General features: G+C 70.3%; 11 protein-coding genes. All 11 read left to right on the top strand.

What is annotated here, in order from left to right:
• Window positions 1-15 precede the first annotated feature (15 nt).
• Genes rsmH through QHF84_RS33145 form a run of 11 tightly spaced genes read left to right on the top strand, consistent with a single transcriptional unit; the run spans window position 16 to window position 13,897 of the window.
• Window positions 16-951 (top strand): 16S rRNA (cytosine(1402)-N(4))-methyltransferase RsmH, encoded by a 936-nt coding sequence (gene rsmH, locus QHF84_RS33195; RefSeq protein ID WP_281317509.1) that lies wholly within the window; start codon window positions 16-18, stop codon window positions 949-951.
• A complete protein-coding gene (locus QHF84_RS33190) occupies window positions 948-1,340 on the top strand; it encodes a cell division protein FtsL (RefSeq protein WP_281317508.1) in 393 nt (130 codons plus the stop codon). The genes rsmH and QHF84_RS33190 overlap by 4 nt, the downstream gene beginning before the upstream one ends.
• Window positions 1,337-3,427, top strand: coding sequence for a penicillin-binding protein (locus QHF84_RS33185; RefSeq protein ID WP_281317507.1), 2,091 nt, complete (start codon window positions 1,337-1,339; stop codon window positions 3,425-3,427). The genes QHF84_RS33190 and QHF84_RS33185 overlap by 4 nt, the downstream gene beginning before the upstream one ends.
• Window positions 3,424-5,040, top strand: a complete 1,617-nt coding sequence (locus QHF84_RS33180; RefSeq protein WP_281317506.1) for a UDP-N-acetylmuramoyl-L-alanyl-D-glutamate--2,6-diaminopimelate ligase — start codon at window positions 3,424-3,426, stop codon at window positions 5,038-5,040. Before QHF84_RS33185 ends, QHF84_RS33180 begins: the two co-directional genes overlap by 4 nt.
• Window position 5,041: 1 nt before the next feature.
• Complete coding sequence (murF, locus tag QHF84_RS33175) at window positions 5,042-6,502, top strand: UDP-N-acetylmuramoyl-tripeptide--D-alanyl-D-alanine ligase (RefSeq protein WP_281317505.1); 1,461 nt, start codon at window positions 5,042-5,044, stop codon at window positions 6,500-6,502.
• Window positions 6,499-7,629 (top strand): phospho-N-acetylmuramoyl-pentapeptide-transferase, encoded by a 1,131-nt coding sequence (gene mraY, locus QHF84_RS33170; RefSeq protein ID WP_281317504.1) that lies wholly within the window; start codon window positions 6,499-6,501, stop codon window positions 7,627-7,629. Before murF ends, mraY begins: the two co-directional genes overlap by 4 nt.
• A gap of 5 nt (window positions 7,630-7,634) precedes the next feature.
• The gene (gene murD, locus QHF84_RS33165) at window positions 7,635-8,996 is read left to right on the top strand and encodes a UDP-N-acetylmuramoyl-L-alanine--D-glutamate ligase (protein ID WP_281317503.1); all 1,362 of its coding nucleotides are present in this window, start codon (window positions 7,635-7,637) and stop codon (window positions 8,994-8,996) included.
• Complete coding sequence (ftsW, locus tag QHF84_RS33160) at window positions 8,993-10,432, top strand: putative lipid II flippase FtsW (protein ID WP_281317502.1); 1,440 nt, start codon at window positions 8,993-8,995, stop codon at window positions 10,430-10,432. The genes murD and ftsW overlap by 4 nt, the downstream gene beginning before the upstream one ends.
• The gene (gene murG / locus QHF84_RS33155) at window positions 10,429-11,553 is read left to right on the top strand and encodes an undecaprenyldiphospho-muramoylpentapeptide beta-N-acetylglucosaminyltransferase (RefSeq protein WP_281317501.1); all 1,125 of its coding nucleotides are present in this window, start codon (window positions 10,429-10,431) and stop codon (window positions 11,551-11,553) included. Before ftsW ends, murG begins: the two co-directional genes overlap by 4 nt.
• The gene (gene murC, locus QHF84_RS33150; RefSeq protein WP_348652906.1) at window positions 11,553-12,974 is read left to right on the top strand and encodes a UDP-N-acetylmuramate--L-alanine ligase; all 1,422 of its coding nucleotides are present in this window, start codon (window positions 11,553-11,555) and stop codon (window positions 12,972-12,974) included. The genes murG and murC overlap by 1 nt, the downstream gene beginning before the upstream one ends.
• Entirely contained in the window at window positions 12,971-13,897 is a 927-nt protein-coding gene (locus QHF84_RS33145; protein ID WP_281317499.1) for an FtsQ-type POTRA domain-containing protein, read from the top strand. Before murC ends, QHF84_RS33145 begins: the two co-directional genes overlap by 4 nt.
• Window positions 13,898-13,997: the final 100 nt, after the last annotated feature.

Raw genomic sequence — 13,997 nt, 5'->3', positions numbered from 1 at the left:
GTGAACGTCGTGCCAATGCGAGACAAGGCCCCCCCGCCCCCCGAGCCGCAAAAGGCGCCGCACGTGACCGTGCTCCTCCGCGAGGTGGTCGAGGCGCTCGCGCCCGAGCCCAGCGGCATCTACGTGGACGCGACCCTCGGCGCAGGCGGTCACGCCGAAGCCATCCTCGAAGCCGCGCCCGGCTGCCGGCTGATCGGGCTCGATCGCGACGAGACAGCCCTCGCGCTGGCCAAGGAACGGCTCGCGCCGTTCGGCGATCGAGTGACACTCGTGCACGGGCGGTTCTCGGACGTGGAGGACCACCTCGCGAAGCTCGGCGTGGGGCCCGTGGACGGGCTCGTCGCCGACGTGGGCGTGTCGTCGATGCAGATCGATGACGCGACGCGCGGGATGAGCTTCCGCGCCGAAGGTCCACTCGACATGCGGATGGACCCGTCGACGGGCGAGACGGCGCTCGAGCTGATCGAGCGTCTCGACGACGACGAGCTGGCGAACGTGATCTACCACTACGGCGAGGAACGAAGGTCCCGCCGGGTGGCGCGTTGCATCAAGCAAGCGCTGGCGAACGGGGAGCTGAAGACGACGCTGGATCTGCGCCGCGCCGTGGTGCGGGCCGTGGGGCCGTCACGCGTGGGCGGGGTCGATCCGGCGACGCGGACGTTCCAGGCCTTGCGCGTCGCGGTGAACGGCGAGCTCGACGAGCTCGAAGCGCTGATCCGCGCGGCGACGCGCGTCCTCCGGATCGGCGGCATCGTGGCGGTGATCTCGTTCCACTCGCTGGAGGACCGGATCGTCAAGCACGCGCTGCGCGAGGCGAGCGTGTGGGAGCAGCTCTGGAAGAAGCCGCTCGTCGCGTCGGACGAGGAGGTCGCGGGCAATCCCCGCGCGAGGAGCGCGAAGCTCCGGGCGGCGCGGCGCGTCGCGCTGGCGGGGGACGAGGTGTTCGCATGAACGAGCGCATGAAGCAGCGGCCGTTCCTCGCGCTCTGGTGCCTCGCGGTGGTCGCCAGCGTGGCGGCGTTCGTCGTGCACCTGGGCCTGCGCGGGAGGATCGTGGATCTCGGCTACAAGCTCGGCCGCGCGCGCGCCGAGCAAGGACGCCTGCGCGAGGTGAAGCGCGTGCTCTCGCTGGAGGCCGCGAGCTACGAGACCCCGCAGCGCGTCGAGATGGTCGCGCGGACGTTGCTCGGCATGACGCCGCCGCCGCCCGAGCGGGTGATCCCGGTTCGCTGGGTCGTGAAGATCCAGGACGAGCAGGCGCAAGAAGGCGCGCCCGATCCGGCGGCGACGGCCGCGGATCCCGCGGCGCCGGCTGCTCCCGCGCCCGGAGGTTCTCCGTGAAGAACCTCGATCCCAAGCGCGCGCGCTGGATCCGCATCCGCATGGGGATCCTCTGCGGGATGATGGGCCTCGGGCTCGGCGTGATCGTGTCGGGCGCGCACCGCATCCAGGTCGAGGACGGGCAGGACTGGTACGACCTCGCCGAGCGGCAGCGCCAGCGGCGCCTGCACGTGACGCCGAAGCGCGGCACGATCTACGACCGCAACGGCGCGTCGCTCGCGGAGAGCGTCGAGGTGCCGAGCATCTCGCTCGACGCGGTCGAGCTTTTGCGTGGCATCGAGGACCGCTACCTCCCGATGCGGATCCAGCAGTACGGCGAGCGCATCGCGCAGGCCTTGAACCTCCCGCAGGAGGAGGTCGTCGACAAGATCAGCCGTCGCCGGCGCTTCGTGTGGCTGAAGCGCCGCGTCTCGGAGGCCGAGGTCGCGGCCGTGCGCGCGCTCGGCGAGAAGAACCAGCGTTACCCGCTGCGCGGGCTCCAGATCGAGGGCGAGGGCCACCGGTTCTACCCGAACCGCGAGCTCGGCGGCCCGCTCATCGGGTTCGTCTCGCCGGACGGCGAGGGGCGCGAGGGCCTGGAGCTCGCGCTCGATCACGAGCTGCGCGGCAAGAGCTCCGAGGTGCGCGGCCTGCGTGATCGCTCGGGCCGCCTGATCTTCTCCGAGGGGATCGAGGACGAGGCCGCGCTCGCGGGCCACAACGTCTACCTCACGATCGACAAGGGCATCCAGTTCACGGCCGAGCGTGAGCTCGAGGCCGCGATGAAGACGTACGAGGCCACGGGCGGCGCGGTCGTCGTGGTGGATCCGTCGAGCGGCGAGATCCTCGCGATGGCGAGCGCGCCCGGCTACAACCCGAACGACTACTCGGTCGCCGACCCCGACGCGCGTCGCAACCGCTGCGTCGTCGATCGCTTCGAGCCCGGCTCGACGATGAAGGTCTTCTCGATCGGCACCGCGCTCGCCGCGCGCAGCGTGAACCCCACCGCCTCGATCTACTGCGAGGAGGGGAACATGGCGATCGACAACGTCGTCATCCACGACACGCACCCGGCGAAGTATCTGAGCGTCACGCAGATCCTCAGTTTGAGCTCCAACATTGGGACCGCCAAGATCGCGCTCGGTCTCGGGGAGCAGCGGCTCTACGAGGGCATGCGTCGGTTCGGCTTCGGCGACACCACGGGCATCCCGTTCCCCGGCGAGAGCATGGGTGTCCTCCGGCCGCGGGGTCGTCCGTGGGTCTCGGTCGAGACGGCGGCGGCGTCGTTCGGTCAGGGCATCAGCGTGACGACGCTGCAGCTCACGATGGCGATGGCCGCGATCGCGAACGGCGGCAAGCTGCTCGAGCCCGTGCTGATCAAGCGCGTGACCGACGGCGGGGGCACGATGCTGTCGGAGACGCAGCCGCGCGTGCGGCGCGAGGCGGTCTCCCCCACGGTGGCGAAGCTGATGTCGGAGATGCTCGTCGCCGTCACCGAGGGGGAAGGCACCGGCGTCGAGGCCGCGATTCCAGGCTTCCGCGTGGCCGGGAAAACGGGGACCGCGCAGAAGATCGACCCGGCGACGGGGCGGTATACGGACACGCACTACGTCGCCTCGTTCGCCGGGTTCGTCCCCGCGGACAAGCCGCGCCTCGTGATCGCGGTGGTGCTCGACGAGCCGCTCGGCGGCACCTACGGCGGTGGATCCGTCGCGGCTCCGGTGTTCCGTCGCATCGGCGAGATGGCGCTGCGTTACCTCGGTGTCACACCTCGCGGCAGTGTGCCCATGAAGCTCAGCGAGGTTTCGGATCGAGCGAAGGTCGGGGATCCGGCGACGAGTACGTACCAGGTCCTCACGGAGGCGCGCGCGGCCGTGGCTCCGATCACGGCGGGCGTCGTGACGCCGTCGGCGCCGATGAAGAGCGGCGAGACGCGTGTCCCGGATCTGACCGGACAACCCGTGCGCGAGGCGATCCGCGCGGCGACCGCGGCGGGCCTGACCCCCACGGCGTTCGGCACGGGCCGCCTGTCGCGGGTCGAGCCGCCGGCGGGGACGGTGCTGCCCAAAGGTTCGGCGGTGAAGCTTTTCTTCGAGCCCTCGTCATGACGAACGAACGGACGAACGAAGAGCTCCTCCACCCGCGGGAGACGAGCGAAGGCGCGCCGCCGTCCTGCAAGCAGGCGAAGCTCGGCCGCAAGCTCGGCGATCTCGTGAACGAGATCCCGGGCGCGAAGCTCGTGTCCGGGGATCCGAGCGTCTTCATCACCGGCGTGCATCACGACTCGCGGCGTGTCTCCTCGGGGGATCTCTTCGTCGCGCGGCCGGGCGCGCGCACGAGCGGCGAGCGCTTCGTGGCCGATGCGATCGGGCGCGGCGCGAGCGCGGTGCTCGCGGCGGAGGGGGCGAGCGTCGAGACGAACGGCCTCCCGCGCATCGAGGTCGCGGACGTGCCGAGCGCGCTCGCGTATGCGTCGGCGGCCGTCTACGGGCATCCGACGTTCGCGCTCGAGGTCGTGGGCGTCACCGGGACGAACGGCAAGACGACGACCACGCACCTCGTGCAGGCGTGCCTCGCGGCCGCGGGGCAGCGGCCGGGGATCGTGGGCACGCTCGGGTATCGGTTCGGCGATCTCGACCTGCCTTCGACGCACACGAGCCCCGAGGCCGACGAGCTCGCCCGGATCGCCGCGGCGATGCACCTGCGCGGCGCGACGCACCTCGTGATGGAAGTGTCGAGCATCGCGGTCGCGGCGCGTCGCGTCGAGGCCGTGCGCTTCCGCGTCGCGGCGTTCCTGAACCTCACGCAGGATCACCTCGACTACCACGGCACGATGGAGGCCTACGCCGAGGCGAAGGCGCGCCTCTTCGTCGACCTCGGCCCGGGCTCGGCGGCGATCAACGTCGACGATCCGTTCGGCGCCGAGCTCGTCCGGAGGCTCGCGCCGCGGGGTCTGGCGGGGCCGTCGTCGGCGACGATCGCGCGGTTTTCCACGCGGATCGGCGTCTCGACGGACGAGGCCGACATCGCGCCCGTGTCGGTGGAGCACACGTCGTCGGGCATCTCGCTCGTGGCGCGGACGCCCGCGGGGCAGCTCTCGATCCGGTCGCCGCTCGTCGGTGCGCACAACGTGCAGAACCTGCTCGCGACCGTGGCGATCTGCTGGCTCCTGGAGATCGACCTCCACGCCGCGGCGCGTGTCCTCTCGGGGACGATCCGCGTGCCTGGAAGGCTCGAGCGTTGCGACGATCCGACGCAGGACGACGTCATCGTGCTCGTCGACTACGCGCACACGCCGGACGCGCTCGATCGAGTTTTGCAGAGCGTGCGCGCGTTCGGACAAGGCCGCGTGCACTGCGTCTTCGGCTGCGGCGGTGATCGCGACCCGAAGAAGCGCCCGCTCATGGGCGAGGCCGTGGCGCGCGGCGCGGACGTCGCGATCGTCACGAACGACAACCCGCGCAGCGAGGATCCACGCGCCATCGCGGAGGCGATCCTGCCGGGGCTCGCGGGCGGAAAGGCCACGGTGCACGTCGAGCTCGATCGCGCGAAGGCCATCGAGCGCGCGGTGCTCGATGCCGCGCCGGGCGACGTCGTGCTCGTCGCGGGCAAGGGCCACGAGCCGTACCAGATCATCGGCGCGGTCACGCTGCCGTTCGACGATCGTGTCGAGTCCGAGCGCGCGCTCGGGCTGCGCCGCGCTGCGCGGGGAGGGGCCTGACATGGGCACGCCGATCCCCACGAACAAGGCCCGTTTCCAGGCCCTCGATCTGATCCAGATCGTCCAAGGCGAGGTCCTCTACGGCCGCAGCCTCTTCATGCTCGGCTCGGTGGAAGGCGTCTCGACCGACACGCGCACGATCGAGCCAGGCGGGCTCTTCGTGGCCCTCGCCGGCGACAGCTTCGACGGGCACGACTACCTCGCGCAGGCCGAGGCGAAGGGCGCGCGCGCGGCGCTCGTGGAGCGGCCCGTCGATGACGTCCCGGGCCTGACCATGTTTCGGGTTCGCTCGACGCTCGACGCGCTCGGCGCGCTCGCGCGGGCCCACGTCGAGGCGTGGCGCGCGCGCGGGAACAGCGACCGTAAGATCGTCGCGATCACGGGTTCGGCCGGCAAAACCACGACGCGCTCGGCGACGGCGGCGCTGCTCGAACGGCTCTTCCCGGAGGCCGTGCACGCGACGCGGGGCAACTTGAACAACCAGGTCGGCGTGCCGATGGTGCTGCTCGGGCTCGATCGGCGGCACAAGTACGCGGTCGTCGAGATGGGCATGAACAAGCCCGGCGAGATCGCGTCCCTCGCAGCGATGGCGCAGCCGGACGTCGCGATCGTGACGCTCGTCGCGGCCGCGCACGTCGAGGGGTGCGGCTCGATCGAGGGCGTCGCGCGGGAGAAGGGCGCGCTGTTTCGCGCGCTCTCGGAGGGCGGCGTCGCGATCGGCAACGGCGACGACGCGCGTGTCGTGGCGGAGATGGACAGCACGCCCGCGGCGCGTCGCGTCCGTTACGGCACGCGTGATGGGCTCGATCTACGCATCGTCGAGCGTCGCCCGGATGGTTTTTCCTCGTCGCGCGTCACCCTCGCGCGCCCGGATGGCTCGTCGTTCTGGTTCCGGACCCCGCTCATCGGCGAGGCCGGCGCCTATGCCTGCGCCGCGGCCGTGGCGGCTGCGGAGGCCCTCACGGGAGAGCGCGTGACCTCGCAGATCGCCGAGGAAGCCTTCTCCCTTGCGGACGTGGGCGGCGGCGGCGGTCGCCTCGTCCCGCGTCTGCTTGCCCGCGACGTCATCGTGATCGACGACAGCTACAACGCGAATCCCGCTTCGTCTTCCGCATCGATCCGCACGGCGGCCGAGCTCGCGCGGGACGCGGGCCGCAGGCTCGTGCTCGTGCTCGGCGCGATGTACGAGCTCGGCCACGAGTCGCCGCGCGGACACGACGACGTCGGACGTGTCGCGGCGGCGAGCGGCGCGGCGCTCGTCTTCGCGGTGAACGGCGACGCGCGTCGGATCGCCGATCGTGCTTCGGAAGCAGGCATTTTTGCGCAGTTCTTCGAGACGAGCGCCGACGCGGCCCCGGCCGTCGCGCTCGCGGTTCAGCCTGGGGATCTGGTCCTCGTGAAGGGTTCGCGCGGCGTCGGGACCGAGCGAATCGTGCGTGCCCTCGCGGAGGTGCCGTCGTGATCTACGAGCTCTTCTACCCGCTCAAGTTCCACTACAGCTCGCTCTCCTGGCTGAACGTCCTCCGGTACATCCCGTTCCGGACCATCATGGCGACGATCACCGCCATGCTCCTGAGCTTCGTGCTGGCGCCGTGGTTCATCCGCGAGCTCCGGCGCAAGCAAATCGGGCAAGTCGTCCGCAAGGAGGGCCCGGAGACGCACAAGGTCAAGGCCGGCACCCCGACCATGGGCGGCGCGCTGATCCTGCTCTCGCTCCTCCTGCCGACCGCGCTCTGGGCCGATCTGCGCAACCCCTTCGTCCTCGCGACGACGGCGGTCACGGCGGGCTACGGCGTCATCGGCTACCTCGACGACTACCTCAAGATCAAGCGCAAGAACACGGGCGGCCTGCCGGGCCGCTACAAGCTGATCGGCCAGGTCCTCATCGGCGGCTCGGCCCTCACCTACACATTTCTTTTCACGTCCAAGCTTCCGGCCGACTGGATCGAGATCAAGACGAAGCTCGCGCTCCCCTTCGCGGCGTTCTCGAAGCACTCGATCGATCTGCCGATCTGGTTCTACATCCCGTTCGCGCTCTTCGTGGTCGTCGCCTGGTCGAACGCCGTCAACCTCACCGACGGCCTCGACGGCCTCGCGATCGGCCCCGTGATGATCAACGCGGGCACGTACCTCATCTGGGCGTACGTCGCGGGCGCGACCATCGCGAATTTCTCGCTCGCGAACTACCTCGACATCCCGAAGATCGCCTCCGCCGGCGAGCTCGCCGTCTACTGCGGCTCGGTCATCGGCGCGGGCATCGGGTTCCTCTGGTACAACACCTACCCAGCCCAGGTCTTCATGGGCGACGTGGGATCGCTGGCCCTCGGCGGGGGCCTCGGCATGCTGGCGATCTTCACGAAGAACGAGCTCTTGAGCGTCCTGCTCGGCGGCGTCTTTTTCGTCGAGACGATCAGCGTCATCGCGCAGGTGACGTCGTTCAAGCTCACGGGCAAGCGCGTGTTCTTGATGGCGCCGATCCACCACCACTACGAGAAGAAGGGGTGGGCGGAGCCCAAGATCATCGTCCGCTTCTGGATCATCTCCATCCTCCTGGCGCTGGTCTCGCTGGCGTCCATGAAGCTCCGGTGAGGCCGATGGATCTTGGAGGTCAAAAGGTCCTCACGATCGGGCTCGGCCGCAGCGGCGTGGCCGCGGCGCGGCTTTGTCTCGACAAGGGCGCGCGCGTCATTGCGACCGACGCGGCCCCGCGCGAGCGTTTGTCCAAGGAGGCGCTCGCCCTCGAAGCCGCGGGCGCGACGCTCGCCGCCGGCGGGCATCCGGACGCGCTGTTCGACGGGATCGACCTCGTCGTCATCTCGCCCGGCGTGCCCTCGTTCCCCGCGCTCGAAGCGTTCGAGAGGGCGGGCGGCGAGGTCATCGGTGAGCTCGAGCTCGCGGCGCGGTTTTTCGTGGGGACGCCGATCGCGCTGATCGGCGGGACGAACGGCAAGAGCACGACGACGGCGCTCGTGCACGCGATGCTCGAATCGGCCGGAAAGAAGGCGTTCATCGGCGGCAACTTCGGCACGCCGCTCGCCGAGGTCGTGGGGCAGCCGTTCGACGTGATCGTCCTCGAGATCTCGAGCTTCCAGGCCGAGCGCGTGCCCACGCTGCACGCGCGCGCCCACGCGCTGCTCAACATCACCGACGATCACCTCGATCGTTACCCGGGCTTCCAGGCGTACGCGGACGCGAAGGGCAACCCCTTCGTGCGCATGACGGCCGAGGACACGGCCGTGATCCCGTACGGCGATCCGATCTGCGCGAAGCAAGCCGCGCGTGGCGGCGCGCGTGTGGTCACGTTCAGCGCGACCGAGGAGGCCGCCACGGTCCGCCCTGTCGGCGGCAACATCGCGCATCGCGACGCGTGGCACAGCTTCCCGCTCGACGCGCTCCAGATCGCCGGCAGGCACAACATCGAGAACGCGTGCGCCGCGCTCGGCGTCGTGGCCGCGTTCGACGTGCCGTTCGACGACAGCGCGGACTCGTGGCTCACGCGCGCCGTCCGCAACTTCCGCGGCCTCGGCCATCGCACCGTGCTCGTCGGCGAGATCGACGGCGTGCGTTACTACGACGACTCGAAGGGCACGAACGTCGGCGCCTCGGTCGCCGCGCTGCGCGGCCTCACCGAGGACAAGGCCGTGCTCATCGCGGGCGGCAAGGACAAGCTCGGCGCCTACGAGCCGCTCGTCGACGCGCTCCGCCACAAGGGCCGCGCCCTCGTGCTCATCGGCGAGGCGGCCGATCGCATCGCCGCGGCCGCGAAGGGCGTGCTCCCCATCGAGCGCGCCGGATCCATGGCGGAGGCCGTGCAGATCGCGCGCCGTCTGGCCGAGCCCGGCGACGCCGTCCTCTTGAGCCCCGCCTGTTCGAGCTTCGACATGTTCCGCGACTACAAGGACCGTGGCGACCAATTTGCCCAGGCGGTCCAGTCCATGCTGGAGGTACGGTCGTGAGCAGCAGCGCCGTCCTCTCGGGCAACCATGCGATCGGCGAGCGCCGCCATTCGAGCGCGCCCCCGCCGAGAAACCGGCTCCTTCCGCCGAGCGATCCGCCGCCCGCGCCGCCGAAGAACGAGGCGCGCGCGCCGCGCAAGGACAGCGCCCAGGGCGGCGTCGCCGCGCTTTTGCGTTCGAGCAAGGCCGGCCCCGTCGACTCGGTGCTCGCGGCCGTGGTCATCGCGCTCGTCGGCTTCGGCGTCGTCATGGTCTACAGCGCGAGCGCGATCGAAGCGACCGTGAAGTACCACGACGCGCAGTTCTTCCTGAAGCGCCAGGGTGTCTACGCGCTCGTCGCGCTCTTCACGATGTGGCTCGTGAGCCGCTTCGACTACCGCAAGCTCAAGCCCTTCACGTACCCGATCCTCGTCGCGGTCACGCTCATGCTGGGCCTGACGATCCTCGGCCTCGGCCACAAGGCGGGCAACGCCTACCGCTGGATCGCGATCGGCCCCGTGCACATCCAGCCCGCGGAGACGGCGAAGCTCGGCATCGTCCTCTGGCTCGCGTACTCGCTCTCCAAGAAGGCCGACAAGATCAAGAGCTTCTCGATCGGCTTCTTGCCGCACCTCATCGTCGTCGGCGCGCTCATCATGCTGCTCTTGAAGCAGCCCGACTTCGGCAGCGCCGTCGTGCTCCTGTTCCTCACGTTCACGCTGCTCTTCGTCGCGGGCGCGCGCCTGCCGTACATCGCGGCGTTCACGGCCCTGCTCGGCATGGGCGCCGCCGCGCTCGTCGCGTTCAGCGACTACCGCTACCGGCGCTACCTGGCGTTCATCGACATGGACAACCACCGCCAGGACCTCGCCTACCAGCCGTTCCAGTCCGTCATGAGCTTCGGCTCGGGCGGGTGGACCGGGCTCGGCCTCGGCAAGGGCCTGCAGGTGCTCTACCTGCCCGAGGCGCACACGGACTTCATCAGCGCGATCATCGGCGAAGAGCTCGGCTTCCTCGGCATCCTCGGGCTCGTCACCGCGTACCTGATCATCGTCTCGCGCGGCGTGAAGATCGCGCTCGAAGCGCACGACGACTACGGCAGCTTCATGGCCTTCGGCATCGCCACGCTCTTCGGCGTGCAGGCGCTCGTGAACCTCGCCGTCGCCATGGCCATTCTGCCGACGAAGGGCCTCACGCTGCCCTTCATGAGCTACGGCGGCTCGTCGCTGCTCGTGAACGCAGCCGGCGCGGGCATCCTGCTCAGCATCAGCCGTCCGAGGACGAACGAAGTTCCGCAAGACAAACCCGCGCCCGTGCGGACGAGCGAAGGCGCGCCGAGCGCGTCGGTTCTCATCGCAACGGAGGCTCAAGTCGACGCTTGGGGCTCCGGATCGCCTGCGGCGTCCTCCGCCCCAAACCCCAAAGGTGCCGCGGCCGCGGAGGGAGCGAGCGCGTGACGACCCTTCTTCTCGCAGGCGGCGGCACGGGCGGCCACGTCTTCCCGATGCTCGCGGTGGGCGAAGCGGTTCGCGCCGCCGACCCTTCCGCGCGTGTCGTCTACGTCGGCACCGCCCGCGGCCTCGAAGCGCGCGTCGTGCCCGAGCAGGGCGGCGAGCTCGAGCTGCTCGACATCCTGCCCCTGCGCGGCGGTGGTTTGTCCGGGTTCTTGAAGGGCGCGCAGCACGCCGCGGCCTCGATCCCCGCCGCGCGGGATCTCGTCCGCCGCCTCGGGCCTTCGGCCGTCCTCTCCGTCGGCGGTTACGCGGGCGGCCCGGTCTGCTTCGCCGCGCGCACGCTCGGCGTCGCCGTCACCGTGCTCGAACCGAACAGCGTGATGGGCCTGTCGAACCGCCTGCTCGCGCCGTTCGCCGTCCGCGCGTACACGACGTTCCCCGAGGTCGATCGCTTCTTCCGCCCGAGCATCGTGCGCCGCCTCGGCGTGCCGCTCCGCAAGGCCTTCGCCCCCGCGCCGTACGAGGTCCAGAAGGACAAACTCTCGATCCTCGTCCTCGGAGGCAGCCAGGGCGCGAAGGCCCTGAACGAGACCGTGCCGCGCGCGATTTCCCAGGTCGTGAACCAGGTCCCGGGCCTTCGCGTCATCCACCAGACCGGCCGCGAGCGCGAGGTCGAGGCCCGCGCGCTCTACGAGTCGCTCGGTTTGTCCAAGACCGCCGAGGTCGTCCCCTTCATCGACGACATGGCCCGCGCGCTCGCCTCGGCCGACCTCGTGATCGCCCGCGCCGGCGCCTCCACGCTCGCCGAGCTTTGCGCCGTCGGTCGCCCGGCGATCCTCGTCCCGTACCCCTTCGCGGCCGACGATCATCAGCTCAAGAACGCGCGTTCGCTGGAGAAGCGCGGCGCGGCCGTGGCGCTGCCGCAGGCCGAGGCCACGGCCGACAGGGTCGCGGACGAGATCAGGAACCTCGCGGGTTCGCCCGAGCGGCGCGCTTCGATGGCGCGCGCGGCGGCAGAGATCGGGGCGCCCGACGCGGCGAAGGCCGTGGCGGCAGACTTGCTCGAGCTCGCGCGTTTGCGGGAATCGAAACACCGGGAGAAGGCCCGGGGAAGGACGGCATGATGTTCCGCGGGCGCGTCCGGCACATCCACTTCGTGGGCATCGGCGGCGTCGGCATGAGCGGCCTCGCGGAGATCCTCCGCTCGCTCGAGTTCGACGTCTCCGGCTCCGACGTGAAGAGCGGCAGTACCACGCAGCGCCTCGCCTCGCTCGGCGTGCGCATCGACATCGGCCACCGCGCCGAGAACGTGCGCGGCGTCGACGTCGTCGTGTATTCGAGCGCGATCCGCCCGGAGAACCCCGAGCTCGTCGAGGCCCGCGCCCTCGGCATCCCCGTCATCGGCCGCGCCGAGATGCTCGCCGAGCTGATGCGCGTGAAGTACGGCGTGGCCATCGCGGGTTCGCACGGAAAAACCACGACGACCTCGCTCGTCGCCACGGTGCTGCGCCATGCGGGCCTCGATCCGACGGTCGTCGTCGGCGGCAAGATGGCCGCACTCGGTTCGAACGCGCGCCTCGGCGCCGGGGATCTGCTCGTCGCCGAGGCCGACGAGAGCGACGGCTCGTTCCTGCGCCTGACGCCCACGATCGCCGTGGTCACGAACATCGACCCCGAGCACCTCGATCACTACGGCACGCACGAGAAGATCAAGGACGCCTTCATCGAGTTCGCCGCGCGCGTGCCGTTCTACGGCCTCGCGGTGCTCTGCCTCGATCACCCCCACGTGCAGGACATCCTGCCGCGCATCCCGCGCCGCCACGTCACCTACGGCGTGTCGCCGCACGCGGACTACTGCGCGCGTGGCATCCAGTTCCGTGGCCTCGAGACGAGCTTCAACGCGTATCGCCGCGGCCAGCCCCTCGGCGGCTTCACCGTGAAGATGCCCGGCGCGCACAACGTGCTGAACTGCCTCGCGACGATCGCCGTCGCCGATGAGCTCGAAGTACCGCTCGACGTCACGAAGCAAGCGCTCGCCACGTTCGGCGGCGTCGCGCGTCGCTTCACGGTCGTCGGCGTGCATCAAGGCGTCACGCTGGTCGACGACTACGGCCATCACCCGGCCGAGATCCGCGCGACGATCGAGGCCGCGCGCCGCGCCTATCCCGACGATGCTCACCGCATCGTCGTCGCCTTCCAGCCGCACCGCTACACGCGCACGAAGGATCTCTTCGAAGATTTTACGCGCGCGTTCAATCTCGCCGATGTCCTCTTCGTCACGGACATCTACGCCGCGGGCGAGGCGCCGCTGCCCGGCGTGAGCGCCGAGCGGCTCGTGCAGTCGATCCGCGAGCACGGCCATCACGACGCCACGTACGTGCCGAACAAGGCCGATTTGCCCGAGGTCCTCGCGAAGATCGTGCGACCCGGCGACGTCGTGATCGCCCTCGGCGCGGGCGACATCAACAACATGCTGAAGGGCCTGCGCGCGCGGCTCGACGGCGTCACCGAGCCTCCGCCGGCAAGCCGGGAGGGTGGTCCATGAGCGACACCCTGCCCCCGAACCGCCGGCTGAAGAAACCTTCGACGCCGCCGGTCGTTGCTGCTCCAAAGGATCCGGAGGTGGAACACGACTCGCCGCCGCCGCCCGGCGCCACGACGAGCACGATCCGCCCGCCGAAGCCGAAGGCGAAGCCGCGCCTCACGCTCCCGCGGCCGAAGCTCCCGCGCGCGCTGTCGCTGTTTCTCGGCGTGATGGTGGTCCTCTCGGCCTCGGTCGCGGTCGCTTGGGGCGCGCGCCGGTACATCATGACGAGCCCGCGCTTCGCGATCCGCACGGTGCTCGTCGATGGAAACCGCCGCTTGCCCGCCGAGCAGGTCGCCGGCGCGGGCGGCGTCACCGTCGGTCGCAACATCTTCGAGCTCGACCTCGAGACGGCGAGCGCCTCCATCACCACCGAGCCCTGGGTCGAAAAAGCCCAGGTGACGCGCACGCTCCCCTCGACGGTCCGCATCACGGTCGTCGAGCGCGAGGCCTGGGCCGTGGCCACGATCGGCGGCGAGCTCTACCTCGTCACGCGCGATGGCGACCCGTTCAAGCGCGTCTCCGACGGCGATCCGATCGACCTGCCCGTCGTGACCGGTATCACGCCCGAGAAGGTCGCCGCGGACCGGCCCGGCGTCGTCAACGCGCTGCGTCGCGCGCTCGACGTGGTCGAGGACATGGATCGCGCCGGGATCAGCAAGCGCTACCCGATCCAGGAAGTGCACCTCGAGCGCGACGGCACGATCGTCATGACGATCGGCAAGGACGCGATCTCGCTTTACCTGGGCCAGACGCGGTTTCGCGAGAAGATCGAGCAGGCCGCGCGCGTCTTGATGGAGCTCTCCAAGCGCAAGGCGAATCCCGCGGTGATCTTCCTGGACAACGAGGCGCACCCCGAGCGCGTCGTCGTGAGGATGCGATGAACGCCCTCGCCACGTCGTTGTCGTTCTCGAAATTTGGCCAGCCTTCGCTCGCCATGTCAGCGTCGCCCTGCTTCGCGAGGCGCACGGCCTCCGTATCGGG

Origin of the sequence: Polyangium sp. y55x31, from assembly GCF_029946505.1 — a bacterium.
GTDB lineage: Bacteria > Myxococcota_A > Polyangia > Polyangiales > Polyangiaceae > Polyangium.
The sequence above is the reverse complement of the archived record's forward strand: the minus strand, read 5'-3'. Positions and strand labels throughout refer to the sequence as shown.

What these genes read in the sequence shown, in the direction of transcription:
- rsmH (WP_281317509.1), top strand. Translation starts at nt 16, where the DNA reads ATGCGAGACAAGGCCCCCCCGCCCCCCGAGCCGCAAAAGGCGCCGCAC.
- QHF84_RS33190 (WP_281317508.1), top strand. Translation starts at nt 948, where the DNA reads ATGAACGAGCGCATGAAGCAGCGGCCGTTCCTCGCGCTCTGGTGCCTC.
- QHF84_RS33180 (WP_281317506.1), top strand. Translation starts at nt 3,424, where the DNA reads ATGACGAACGAACGGACGAACGAAGAGCTCCTCCACCCGCGGGAGACG.
- murF (WP_281317505.1), top strand. Translation starts at nt 5,042, where the DNA reads ATGGGCACGCCGATCCCCACGAACAAGGCCCGTTTCCAGGCCCTCGAT.
- murD (WP_281317503.1), top strand. Translation starts at nt 7,635, where the DNA reads ATGGATCTTGGAGGTCAAAAGGTCCTCACGATCGGGCTCGGCCGCAGC.
- murC (WP_348652906.1), top strand. Translation starts at nt 11,553, where the DNA reads ATGTTCCGCGGGCGCGTCCGGCACATCCACTTCGTGGGCATCGGCGGC.
- QHF84_RS33145 (WP_281317499.1), top strand. Translation starts at nt 12,971, where the DNA reads ATGAGCGACACCCTGCCCCCGAACCGCCGGCTGAAGAAACCTTCGACG.